Annotated in this window: 13 protein-coding genes; 8 read left to right on the top strand and 5 right to left on the bottom strand. The window is 35.7% G+C overall.

What is annotated here, in order from left to right; all coding sequences use genetic code 11:
• Positions 1–71: 71 nt before the first annotated feature.
• Positions 72–2306, bottom strand: a complete 2235-nt coding sequence (locus DEU40_RS16520; RefSeq protein ID WP_181397987.1) for a reprolysin-like metallopeptidase — start codon at positions 2304–2306, stop codon at positions 72–74.
• A 324-nt stretch (positions 2307–2630) separates the two neighbouring features.
• Between DEU40_RS16520 and DEU40_RS16515 the strand changes: the two genes are divergently transcribed.
• The 3 genes from DEU40_RS16515 to DEU40_RS16505 all read left to right on the top strand — a co-directional run bounded on the left by DEU40_RS16515 (position 2631) and on the right by DEU40_RS16505 (position 5155).
• Complete coding sequence (locus tag DEU40_RS16515; protein WP_110010859.1) at positions 2631–3149, top strand: hypothetical protein; 519 nt, start codon at positions 2631–2633, stop codon at positions 3147–3149.
• A 77-nt stretch (positions 3150–3226) separates the two neighbouring features.
• A complete protein-coding gene (locus tag DEU40_RS16510) occupies positions 3227–4111 on the top strand; it encodes a transketolase (RefSeq protein WP_228406544.1) in 885 nt (294 codons plus the stop codon).
• 99 nt (positions 4112–4210) lie between these two features.
• Positions 4211–5155 (top strand): transketolase family protein, encoded by a 945-nt coding sequence (locus DEU40_RS16505; RefSeq protein ID WP_110010857.1) that lies wholly within the window; start codon positions 4211–4213, stop codon positions 5153–5155.
• A gap of 170 nt (positions 5156–5325) precedes the next feature.
• On the opposite strand, the gene DEU40_RS16500 is transcribed toward DEU40_RS16505, so the two are convergent.
• From DEU40_RS16500 to DEU40_RS16485, 4 genes are all read right to left on the bottom strand, one after another.
• Positions 5326–5844, bottom strand: coding sequence for a hypothetical protein (locus DEU40_RS16500; protein ID WP_228406541.1), 519 nt, complete (start codon positions 5842–5844; stop codon positions 5326–5328).
• Positions 5822–6301, bottom strand: a complete 480-nt coding sequence (locus tag DEU40_RS16495) for a hypothetical protein (RefSeq protein ID WP_110010856.1) — start codon at positions 6299–6301, stop codon at positions 5822–5824. The genes DEU40_RS16500 and DEU40_RS16495 overlap by 23 nt, the downstream gene beginning before the upstream one ends.
• Before the next feature lie 135 nt (positions 6302–6436).
• Positions 6437–6970, bottom strand: a complete 534-nt coding sequence (locus DEU40_RS16490; RefSeq protein WP_110010855.1) for a DUF4303 domain-containing protein — start codon at positions 6968–6970, stop codon at positions 6437–6439.
• Positions 6971–7149: 179 nt separating this feature from the next.
• Positions 7150–7470: an import component protein gene (locus tag DEU40_RS16485; protein WP_110010854.1), complete on the bottom strand. Its 321-nt coding sequence runs from the start codon at positions 7468–7470 to the stop codon at positions 7150–7152.
• A 238-nt stretch (positions 7471–7708) separates the two neighbouring features.
• Here DEU40_RS16485 and DEU40_RS16480 point away from each other — a divergent pair, with 238 nt between their 5' ends.
• The 5 genes from DEU40_RS16480 (at position 7709) to DEU40_RS16455 (ending at position 12789) form a co-directional block, all read left to right on the top strand.
• Positions 7709–9559, top strand: a complete 1851-nt coding sequence (locus DEU40_RS16480; RefSeq protein ID WP_110010853.1) for a helix-turn-helix transcriptional regulator — start codon at positions 7709–7711, stop codon at positions 9557–9559.
• A gap of 615 nt (positions 9560–10174) precedes the next feature.
• Entirely contained in the window at positions 10175–10384 is a 210-nt protein-coding gene (locus tag DEU40_RS16475) for a TIGR04139 family peptide modification target (protein ID WP_110010852.1), read from the top strand.
• A 136-nt stretch (positions 10385–10520) separates the two neighbouring features.
• Positions 10521–11312, top strand: coding sequence for a hypothetical protein (locus DEU40_RS16470; protein ID WP_137905128.1), 792 nt, complete (start codon positions 10521–10523; stop codon positions 11310–11312).
• Positions 11309–12211 carry a grasp-with-spasm system ATP-grasp peptide maturase gene (gene gwsG / locus DEU40_RS16465; protein WP_110010850.1) on the top strand — a complete coding sequence of 301 codons (903 nt, stop codon included), beginning with the start codon at positions 11309–11311 and terminating at the stop codon, positions 12209–12211. Before DEU40_RS16470 ends, gwsG begins: the two co-directional genes overlap by 4 nt.
• 392 nt (positions 12212–12603) lie before the next feature.
• Positions 12604–12789, top strand: a complete 186-nt coding sequence (locus DEU40_RS16455) for a TIGR04139 family peptide modification target (RefSeq protein ID WP_110010848.1) — start codon at positions 12604–12606, stop codon at positions 12787–12789.
• Positions 12790–12807: the final 18 nt, after the last annotated feature.

Genomic DNA, 12807 nt, shown 5'->3' with positions numbered 1-12807 from the left:
TATAAAAACATAAAAAAGGCTGTTTTCAATGGAGACAGCCTTTTTCTTTTTATTGGAATCAATGAAATAGATTATTCTTTAATCCACTTGATTGTTTTCTCTAAGTTCTTAGATTTAACTTTGATCAGATAGTCTCCCTGAACAAGATGTGACAAGTCAAAAGACCCTGTTTTATCATGATTCAATTTGTTATTTGCCTGAGTGAACACTAATTTTCCGCTTACGTCGTATACTGTAATATCATATACTTCATTTGAATTGGTAAATTTCACATTCAGAAGTCCTTTACTTGGATTAGGATATACTACAAATACATCTTTATTGGCAGCAGTCTCGTTCACACCCAATGTCTGAGTAATGGTGAAGTTGACAGGGTTAATGTTGTAAAATACGTTCGTTTCTGCAGCCACCATAATTCTTGCCTGTGTGGTATTTACGTTAGGAATAGTAACAGCTTCAGAACCATCATTCGGAGTAGAAGCCAGGATCAGTGTAGGATAGGTAAGACCGCCGTCTGTTGAAAGATAAATATTGACAGTAGCAGCATTCACAGGAAATGCCGTTGTATTGGCGACATCCCATGTTACCGTCTGAGTGGAATTACCAGCCCAGCTTACCGCTGTAGCAGGTGCAGTTACATTGAAAGGTCCGGAATTTCCATCAACGGTAATAACAGCATCATCATTGGCTACCCCGGCGCAACCCGCATTATTATCTCTTACGGTCAGTCTGAACTCCATCGTTCTTGCATAAGATGGTCTAACTTCTCCTTTGGAAACCGTACCATTGATTACATCTGTAAGTTTTGGGAAATATCGGTAAGGAACGGTTACAGGTACGTATGATCTGAACAGAGGTGCATTTCCTGTAGGAGCATTCCAGTCGCCTGCCGGGCCTACATCATTCTGCTCCCAGCTGTACGTAAGCGGATTATTATCGATATCTGTCGCAGAACCTTCCAATCTGAATGGTGTACTCTTCGGGATGGTATAATCACCTCCGGCGTTTACTGTTGGAGCAAAATTACTAACAGGAAGCGTAACCTGACATGTTGTTGACTGAACTTTTGTTGTGATAGACTGATATGATTTGGTATGGAAAGTCGGAATACTGTTAGGAGCCAGGTTATTGGTACTTCCACAAATTCCTGCGTAAGCCATTATGGTAATTCCGCTTCCAGGTTCTACAGCATTAGATGCAATACGGTTACCATTACAACTCCCTGTAATAGCATTAAATGTATGCGGACCACCAAACTGATGCCCTACTTCATGGGCTACATAATCAATATCATAAGGATCTCCAACAGGATTAGGTGAACCGGTGATCCCTCTACCTTTATTGGTTGCATTACAGATTACTCCTAATCCGGCTAACCCTCCGCCACCCGTACTGAAGGTGTGTCCGATATCATAATTTGCATTTCCTATCAATAAATCAATCTGAGTCTGGCTTTCATTAATTAACGTGCTGGCATTGTTATTTCCGTTAAACGGATCTGTAGCGGCATTTGTAAAGACCACATTGGCTTCATTATCCACCAGCACCAATCTTGAAGCAACTTCCTGTTCGTAAACTCCATTCACCCTGTTTACGGAGGTTACTATGGCTGAAAGTGTCTGTGCTACAGTAGGTGTGGCGGTACCCGTTGCTGCTACAGCATATTCTCCCGTACAAGCCACCGCAAGCCTGAAAACTCTAATTTGATTTCCTACGCTTGGTGCTATGGTCTTTTGAGCGTTTTTTTTTCCCAGGGGAGACTCGTCCTCATCCTTTACTCCACAAGACCTTGGATTTTTATCAATCAAATCACTTTTTTTATAAATGATATAATTGCTGATATCCTGTTTTGCATAGGGATCAATATAAGAATCTCCGGCTACTATAGATTTTATCTGTGCATGGAATCCCAGTTCTGTAAAATCCAGTTTTATGGTGGCGTACTTGTCATCAATTCCCTGTCCTGTAAAAGTAACAATCTGAGGAAACTGGCTGGCTAACCCGGGAGCCATCACTGAAGATTTCCAGATTCTGAATTTTGCTTTGGTGCCGTCAGGCATTGGCAGAACAATAATAGGTGCATTGTCTTTACGATCGCTGTCTTTTAACTCCGGAACGGAATTAAAATAGCTTTTCATTCCGGTTACATCCAGTGTGTATGTCAGTGCCTTTTCCGGCTGTACTGTTCTGTTTTTAGGATCTGCTTTAATGGATCTTTCACTAATTACTGTAAAAAAATCCTGTGCTTTCCCGGAGGAAACGGATATTATAAATATCCCCAGATAAAATAATTGTTTAATTTTCATATATAATGGTTTGTAATTTTTATTCATTCAAATAATAAGACCAAGCTAAAAAATAATTAAGCAAGGAATAATAATTCAAATAATCTGGAATTATAAAATTAATTAAATTAATCAGATTATTGCATACAAAAACAGAAAATTGAATATAAATCTGTAGAGAATGTAAAAATATGCCTGTATAAAGGCATTAAACTAAAATAAATTAATTATAATTTTTTCTTTTATTTACACAGATACTTTTACGATTTTAATATCTTTGAAATGTATAAAATAAACAGAATTAAAAATTAATAAAAATAAAAAAAAAATACAAACCTAAAAACTATGAAAAAAATTATCTCATTTTTCGCTTTCCTATTAACATTCAGCTTTATGAGTGCTCAGGACAATTTTGAACTATCAACATTAAGAATCGGGCCGTTTAAAGTCTTTATGCCGAAGGCTGAAGCTGAAAAAATTGCAGGAACAAAGCTGGTTAACACGGGTGGAGAGAAAAAAAACATGGTAAAGTATAATGGAGAAACCATACAGATTGATCTTTTTGATAATTACATTAATGAGGCCAATCCAAGTGTTCCTTCGATTACCTATATGACAACAACTAGTAAAAAGTTCAAAACCAAAAGCGGAATCGGAGTTGGAAGCACCCGCGACGACCTGATCAATGCCTACAGAAATTACCCTAACTTTAGTGTGCGCCCGGATTGGGACTCTAATGGAAAACCGATTAAAGACACCGGTTATTTTAATCTTGAAGACAGTCAGGCAGGAACGCTGTTAAGCTTTAAATTTGTTAATAATATAGTGACCGAAATCTCCGTTTACCTTAATGAAGGTTGTTAAAAGCGGAAAAATATTAAAATCATACAAAGATCGGGGTTTTATCTCCGGGCTTTTGCATTTCCGTAAGCCGGTAAAAAATTGTAAATTCGCATACAAATAAATCAGATATAATGAGTAAAAGTATTGAGGAGTTAAAGACTCTTACTACGCAGATCAGAAGAGACATTTTAAGAATGGTTCACGCTGTTAATTCAGGACACCCGGGTGGAAGCTTAGGTTGTACAGAATTCTTTACAGCCCTTTATGGTAAAGTGATGAACTATAAACTTCCTTTCACAATGGAAGGCAAAAATGAAGATCATTTTTATCTATCAAACGGACATATTTCTCCGGTATTCTATTCTACTTTAGCAAGATTTGGTTTCTTCCCTGTTGAAGAACTGAGCACTTTCAGAAAATTAGATTCAAGATTACAGGGACACCCAACTACTCACGAAGGTCTTCCGGGAATCAGAATCGCTTCAGGTTCTCTTGGACAGGGGCTTTCTGTAGCACTTGGAGTAGCTCAGGGTAAAAAATTAGATGGTGATCAGTCTCTTGTTTACTCTCTTCACGGGGATGGTGAGCTTCAGGAAGGTCAGATCTGGGAGGCATTGATGTATGCTTCTGCTAAAAAAGTAGATAACATCATTTCTACTATTGATTACAACGGGCGCCAGATTGACGGAGATACCGATGATGTATTAAGCTTAGGAAATCTTCATGCAAAACTAGAAGCATTCGGATGGACTGTTTTGGAAGAAAAGAACGGTAATGATCTTGAAGCAGTCATTGCAATCCTTGAGAAAGCAAAAACAGAAACCGGAAAAGGAAAACCTGTAGCCATCCTTCTTCATACAGAAATGGGATACGGAGTTGATTACATGATGGGATCTCATGCTTGGCATGGTAAAGCTCCTAATGATGAGCAGTTAGACACGGCATTCAAGCAATTGTATCTGGAAGCTCCGGCTGATTATTAATTATAAATGATAAATTATTATTGATAAATGATGCTTCTGGAACTTTATAATATGATTAATCACTCATCATTTATCAATGATCAAAAACTTTAGTAAAAAATGAAATATACATATACAGAAAAAAAGGACACCCGTTCAGGATTCGGAGCAGGATTAGCAGAATTAGCGGACAAAAATCCTAATGTAGTAGCACTTTGTGCAGACCTTATCGGTTCTTTGAAGATGGAGAAATTCATTGAAAAGGCTCCTGAAAGATTCTTTCAGATCGGTATTGCAGAAGCGAACATGATGGGAATTGCTGCAGGTCTTAGTATTACAGGAAAAATTCCTTTTACAGGAACTTTCGCGAACTTCTCTACTTCAAGAGTATATGATCAGATCCGTCAGTCTATTGCTTATTCTGACAAAAATGTAAAAATCTGTGCATCTCACGCAGGTCTTACTTTAGGAGAAGATGGGGCTACTCACCAGGTTCTTGAAGATATCGGTATGATGAAAATGCTTCCCGGAATGACCGTGATCAACACTTGTGATTACAACCAGACTAAAGCTGCTACCCTAGCGATTGCAGATTTTGAAGGTCCTGTATATTTAAGATTCGGAAGACCTGTGGTTCCTGTATTCATCCCTGAAGATATGCCTTTCGAAATCGGAAAAGGAATCATGCTTCAGGAAGGTACTGATGTAACGATTGTTGCAACAGGACATCTTGTATGGGAATCTCTTGTGGCGGCTGATGAACTTGAGAAAGAAGGTATTTCTTGTGAGGTGATCAACATTCACACGATCAAGCCTCTTGATGAAGAGATCATTTTAAAATCTGTAGAAAAAACAGGTAAAATTGTAACGGCTGAAGAGCACAACTATCTTGGCGGTTTAGGAGAATCTGTTGCAGGTATGCTTGCAAGAAGAAGACCTACAAAACAGGAATTTGTAGCGGTAAATGATACTTTCGGAGAGTCTGCAACACCAGCAGAATTGATGAAAAAGTATCAAATTGATGCGGCTGCAGTAAAAGAAGCTGTAAAGAGAATTTTAGCTTAAAATAAGGTATTATATAGACAAACTCCGGCGGTTTCTTCGAAACCGCCGGAGTTTTTTGTTATTGTGTATAAAACCACCCCGTCAAAAATTCTTTGAATTTCCGCCACCCCTCCAGCGGAGGGGAATGGTTATACACCCACTCTTCATTGTATTAGTTTTTACCCTGATTATTATTGTTCCGGTTGATTCAAAGGAATTCCAACAGCGATGAGAACAGGACATAATATTTCTTTGATGTATTCATCTTCTCTTCTTTCAGAAGCTTTAGATCCGGAAAAGTAATTGCTGATTCTGTAGTTTTTTACAAACTGATTTCTTTTCTTTCCGATGGAATAGTAATACCCACCTCTTTCATCGTTAATAAAATAGGTCATTTCATCAAAGTTCATCAGCTTTTTGGAAAGTAACAGTTTTCTGTAAATACACTTTTCTGATTTATCAAAAATATATTTCACAGGAATTATGAAAAGAAGGTCAAACAGGAAATAAATCATATAAATAGCCCATAACCCCATTGCTATTTTAAACTGGTCGCCAGACATCTTATCCCTAAAATAATACACAATAACAGGAAGTGCAATCACTCCCAATCCCAGCCACCATACCAGAGTGCGCAGGAAACTGTAATTCGGCATAAAGCTTATTTCACTTCCGTTTTCTTCAAATCTATAGCGGTCTCTGATATCCATTCTCAGGATTATTTAGATTCATTATATCTTCCGTCTCATTCACCATTTTCTGGATTCCTTTCTGAGTAAGAGCCTGACCTATGGTAAGCTGCTTTTCTTTTCCATCTACTTCAAAATACATAGACAGCATTACATTTGTGGTGATAAAACCCATATATTTTGTGGCCAAAACATGAAAATTTCTGAAATTCTCTATGGGATAGGTTTTTACCGGAACAAAAATGGAGTGTTTTCCGGTAATCGTTTTCCGGTCCATATCAATAACGAATTTCTTGGTAAAGAAATTGATCATAATAAGTACTACTACAGCAATAATAACATAACTGAAAGTTCTTACGCTATTAAAGAGTAATGCTGCTACAATCAGGAAAATAATACAGAGCACGGATACAAATACCGGCTGGTTTTTAAAAATATATTGGTTTCCTTCCTGTTTATAAAATTGGTAGTTGTTCATAAGTAATGTAATTGTTCTTTGTATTTTGGATGAGATTCTTCTGTTATTATTACTGTATAAGAGGGCTTCTGAGACAATTATTTTTATCGGGCTTCATAGGTATATATTTAAAGTGTTTTTTTATGCATCATATTTTTAATTGCCCCAGGCAGCCATCCAGTTCAGATATTCAATTTTGTATTCATTATCGTTAAGTCTGACGATAAGATCTTTTAGCTTTTCCTTCTCAAACTCATAGTCTGAGACTGTGAAAATCAGGAAAATCTCTTTGCCCGTGATCTTTGTGAAAAAGTTCTCTTTTTTAAGTTTTTCCAGCACTTCGATACAGGTAGAGTACAACTTCATCTGAAAACCTTCAAACCAATGACCATCGTCATCATGTTTAGTAAGCTCTGCCCTCAATTGGGTACAGATCTCATCAAATTCTTTATTGGCTCCTTCCATTTCATAGGTCCATTCTGCCGGTTCATATTTATAATAAAGAGCATCTTCGTCATCCGTATTCTCCATAGCTTTCAATGTATTGGCAGCAGGGCAAATCGTCATTGCTCCCTCATCACTGTACAAAGCAAAACTGTAAATACCTTCTGCTCCATGCTTTTCATACACTTCTAAAAAAGCTTTCCTTGCAGCGTCTTCAATTTGCTGTTTCAAAATTTCAAAATCCATACTTCCTTTCTTTTTTAAAATGGGCGTTAAAATTACCTTTATCCTGTCAAATCAGCACATTATATTCGTTATAAGACCAGCCAGTTTCATGATTATAGCTATCCTATTTTTACCATTTTTTGGCTGTCTGATTTTATTATTTTCAAAATGGTCTTTTTTACCCTGTTAATCATCAGATATTATCTAATGAAAGAAAACTTATCTTCAAACATTTTTCCGATCAAGGGTAAAGGTTTTTCAACATCGTTGGCTGCATTAATAATCCCGATAATCATTAACACCAAAGGAATCAAACCTAATATTCCCAGAATTCCGATTTTAGTAACCATCAATACAATATTGAGAATGACAGATAAAAAAATAGAAAAAAGAATTAATCCCAATGATTGTTTCAGATGGTATTTTAAAAGGCTGTTCGACTTTTCTTTTCCGATAAAGAAGGATATCAGCCATCCGAAAAGCGTAATGTAAGAAACAATTGATAAGGTTTTGTTGTCCATAGCTGTAAAATTTTTAATTAATACTCTTTGATTTTTTCTGGCCCAAAATTGCAGAAGAAAAAGATATCAGGCTTCTTTTCAGCAACTACAAAACATCTTCAATGCTGATTACAGATGACTACAAAATGTCTACAAAAACAATTAAACAACTAATATCCAACAAATTAAAATCGAAACATAGTTCTACTTTTTCAGACAGGAAATTGACAGGTGTCTACAATTTTTGTACTTTCACCTTATGAAATTAAAGTACTTACTTTTATACTGTATACTTTTTATCTGCACTTTATATCCCGCACAGAATACATTTATTGATGGTCTTAAGAACCAGTTGAATGAAGGTCATATTTCTACCGCAGAAAAATTCAGAATTTACAATGAACTTACCGAATATTACAGAGTCAGCGATCAATATGCTACAGCTGAGAAATATGTTCAGCAGCAAATTGATCTTGCTAAAAAAGAAAATGATTATGCTGAAGAAGTAAAAGCGCTTACTCAAAAGGGAATCATCAAGCTTAATCAGTCTGAATATGATAAGATTCCACCTATTCTGGATGCTGCAAATACAATTGTTCAAAAGAGTCATAACAAAACGGCTGAATTATATGCCAGCTATCTGAATATCTATTATAGAAATGCACTTGGCGAACTTGAAAGTACAATCAGGCTTGTTCAGAAAGTTCTTCCCACCGTTGAAAAACAACCTTCTGAAATCTTATTAAATGCAAAGCTCAATTATCTCCTGTATGGAATTTATACGGAATGGAACGATGCTGACAATGCCACCAGATATGCCAAAAAATCCATAGAGCTTGCTGAAAAGGCGGGAAACAAAAATTTACTCAGCTCTACCTATTCAGCGCTGGCTGTCTGCTACTCCTTTCAATATGAGAAAAGCGAAAACTTAAAAGATCTGAAACCCGTCATAGAGATGTGTAAGAAAGCTGTTGGCCTGTACCATCAATTTCCCGGTCATGTCTCAGCCCATGTGCATGCAATGGCATTGCTGAATCTTACCAACTATTATCTGAGCTATCCGGTTATGACTCCCGAAATCCGTAAGGAAATTCAGAATAATGCCCACGAAATCCTATCCCTTACACAGCACACCACTCTTAATCAGAGTATGCAGGCAGGTGCGCTTGGTATTTTAAGCAATCTCGCTTCACGGGATCAGAATGATGCTTTATCAGAGCAATACCTTTTGAAAGCTGAACAGATTCTGCTTACCCAGCAACCGGTTTATTATCACGTGATGATCAATGTGGTAAAAAACCTTGCAGAGCTTTATGCAAAACAGAAAAATTACCGGAAAGCTTATGAGTATGAGACAAAAGTAACAGAATACAGCAATCTTCTCTTTGATGAAGGCCAGGCTGAAACTGCAAAAAGATTGGAAGCTCAGTATCAATCGCAGAAAAAAGAATCTGAACTCAGATCTCTCACCGAAAAAACGGCCAGTCTGAAAAAGGAAAAACTTCTTTATATTATACTGGGAATCATAGGATTGATTGGAGCCTTCTTTATGTTCCGATCTTATCATTTTAAACTGCGATATTCTATAGAAAGGGAAAATAAGCTTGATACAGAAAAGCATGAAGCAGAGATGCAGGTCAAACTTCAGGAGGAAGAGCAGGCCAGATTAAGGGCAGAACAGGAACTACTTACCCTTCAGCAGCAAAAACTTCAAAGTGAGGTACTGGCGAGCCAGCTTCATATTCAGCATAAGAATGAGGTTCTGCAGCAGCTTCAGACCCAGCTTTCCGATACTGATATTAATATTCATCAGGTGGTAAAAGGAGAAAATCGGGTTGACAATGATTTTGAAAAAATCAGATTCACCATTCAGGAACTGCATCCTGATTTCTTCAAAAATATCAATGAAAAAGCTAAACAAAAACTTACTGCTCTGGATTTGAAATACTGTGCTTACCTCTATCTGGGAATGGACACCAAACAAATTGCCAACCTCCTCAATGTAGAACCCAAAAGTGTAAGAATGACCAAATACCGTCTGAAAAAGAAGTTCGGTCTGGATCATGATACCGCTTTAGAATCTTTTTTCCAGGGGGTGTTTTCTGAGTAACAATAAATATTTTACTTTATACTAAACTGAAAGCTTTTCATCTTGAGATTGAAAAGCTTTTTTTATACTTAAAATTCATTTGTTAATATCCAAAGTTTTAAAACCAGAGGTTTTTTATAAAAACTGAGGGGATACTTACGTGGTTTTTGGTGCTAAAAAAGTTGATTTTAAATAAAACAAATCACAAGAAGCATACAAATAGTACCCAAAACAAGTTATTCAACATCTTATTTCCAGGCTTACATCCCTTATTTTCTGGTATTGTACAATAGAAAATATTACCGTACAAACTATTGTTAGAGTCATTAGCTTTCTTTTTATAGCCGGTATGTAATTTATACTTTTTCGAATTTCAAATATTTCACCAAAGCCCAGCTCCCATTCAGAGTAAAATTTGCATTTGTACACAAAGCAAAATACAAATCATTTACACATTTTATCCCTATAAAGTGATCTAAATATTTATAGTTTTATCCCATCAACGTTGACAAAATGTATTCTTCAGATTGACAATACAAGTGTACAGTGTATAATAAATAGGAAGAATTATTCACCCAAAGTCAAGGGTTAATTTGACACAAATGATTTATATAAAAACAATTAAAAATTACACACATGAAAAAATTAAATGGAATGAAGAGAGACTTCTCTTCTTTGGAAAACAAAAAACTGAAAGATCTTAAATCAATTCAGGGAGGCAGCTATAATGTTAAATCTAATGTTCCCGCTGGAGAAGGCTGTGAAGAATACGACACCTATACAGCACCGGGAGGAACTTATATAGGCAGAATTACTGTATGTAGCCCAACAGCAACATTAAACTAATGAAGGAGGGGCAACCCTCCTTTTTTTCCTTTCAAAGTTACCATATAAATAACGTCCTTACAGGCTTATGAAACCATATACGTATTATATTCTTTTAATTATTTTAGTTTCTTTCTTATCATGCAAAAACAGGAAATTGAACTACATTACATATTACAGCAAAGTGAATGAAGTTGACAGTATTTACAGAATGGCTAATCAACCTGAAAAAGCGATAAGAAAATTCAAAAGATTGTTTCAGAAGTATGAACCCAAAAATCAGGAGCTTACTGAAGAATATAAAAATTATATTCAACTTGCAGATCATTATCATAAAGATTTTGGTGGAAAGAAAAGTCTATACAAACTTATTACACTGGCCGCTCCCTATGGTAATGACTATAAAAAACTTTACCCGCTCTGCAGGAAATATGGGATAGACAGTCTGGAAGTCGATCAAAAAGTAGCAGATTGGAAAAAAAACCTGAATAAAAGGCTTGTGGACTCCTTTACTATAGCCATGATCCGTGACCAGGATGGAAGACCGGATAATATACCTCTTGTATACAGGAATATTGAAAAAAATGCAGACCTTTTTTTCTGGACATTTGAACATTATGGATTTCCTGATGGGCAAAAAATAGGAAGATTAGGAAACAACGATGTTTTTATAGCCATGCCTACATTGCTAAGCCATATGATTGGCTCTAAAAAATATCCTGAATTCAGGAAAAGATTGTTCGAATATGTACAATCAGGCCATTGTTCTCCTCAGGAATATGCCTTAATGTCCGATACGTATGATTACTATAGAAATACTGCGGTACGATACAGCTTACGAAATAATAGTCAGGATTCTGTACGGATTAATCGTAACCGAAAAAGTATTGGCCTTCCCAGTATAAAACATTCATCTAAAATCAGAAAAGATAAAGTTAAGAAAAAATGATTCTCATCCTTTCCGCTAATCAGGAAACAACCACAAATGAAGTTATTAAATGGCTTAAAGCTTTAGGTAAGCCATTTATCCGTATCCATGAAGATGAAATTTTTGAAATAACAGCACATCAAAACAGAATCTTTTTGCAAAGCCAAAGAAATAGTTTTTATATTGAAGATATCAGCAGTGTCTGGTATCGCAGAGGAGGGTTACAATTTAGGAGAAAAGAATATAAGAATCCTTCCATTAATGCTCATATGAATGAAACTCAATATTGGCTTGAAGATTATGTAATAAAAATGCTTGAAATGAAAAAGCATATTAATAAACAAAGCAACAGCCATTTAAACAAGCTTCTGGTACTTGAAAAGGCTAAAAAAGTAGATTTGAAAGTCCCGAGCTATTACTTGGCAGAAAACACAGAGCAGCTAATTGTGAATAAAACTATTACGAAATCTATTGCTGAGAACATAATATTGAAATCAGTTGGTGGCTTTTCTGAAGGTATTTTGTATACTTCACTTGTTACAGAAAAGGAAAGGGAAAATTTCTTTATTACCTTTTTTCAGGAAATGATTGAAAAAGATTTTGAAGTGCGGGCCTTTTATCTTCATGGCAAAATCTGGGCTACTGCTATTTTTTCTCAAAATGATAAGAAGACTCAGCTTGATCATAGAAAATATAATCACGAAGTTCCGAATCGGAATGTTAGATATAATCTTCCAAGAGAGATTGAAGAAAAAATACATATCCTTATGCAGGAACTGGATATCAACTGTGGTTCACTTGATTTGATAAAAGCCAAAAATGATTTTTATTTCTTAGAAATCAACCCGGTTGGTCAGTTTTTAGGATTATCCGCAATTTGTAATTATGCACTTGAAAAAGAAATAGCAGAATATTTATGAAAAAGAAATTCAAAGAAAAAAATAAGTTACCTCTTACTCTGAAATATATAGAAAATTTCAGAAATGATTCAGCTGAGATACAAGATACCTATCAACAGAATTATGTTGTCTGTATACAATATCAAACTGACTTTTTAATGAGCATAAAAACTGTGAAACCTCTTGTTAGATTATTATGAAATGTTTTAGTATAAAAATATATGGTCTTACTAACCTATGAACTATTTCAACCTATTTGCCAATATCCTCATCACCAATGGAGCCACCAGAATTCTCATTTCGGATTACAATACAAGTGTACAGTGTATAATAAATAGGAAGAATTATTCACCCAAAGTCAAGGGTTAATTTGACACAAATGATTTATATAAAAACAATTAAAAATTACACACATGAAAAAATTAAATGGAATGAAGAGAGACTTCTCTTCTTTGGAAAACAAGAAAATGAAAAGTCTACAGGACATCAAAGGTGGAGAAGGAAGTGCTGTCAACTACGTCCCTACCAACCAGGGAGATTGTTATGATAAAGAAACGTGGATAGATCATGAACACAAATCAACCTTATTTGTCTGCTAAGATCAATAAAAAGTGTTA

Source organism: Chryseobacterium sp. AG844 (genome assembly GCF_003182335.1).
GTDB lineage: Bacteria > Bacteroidota > Bacteroidia > Flavobacteriales > Weeksellaceae > Chryseobacterium > Chryseobacterium cupriresistens.
The sequence above is the reverse complement of the archived record's forward strand: the minus strand, read 5'-3'. Positions and strand labels throughout refer to the sequence as shown.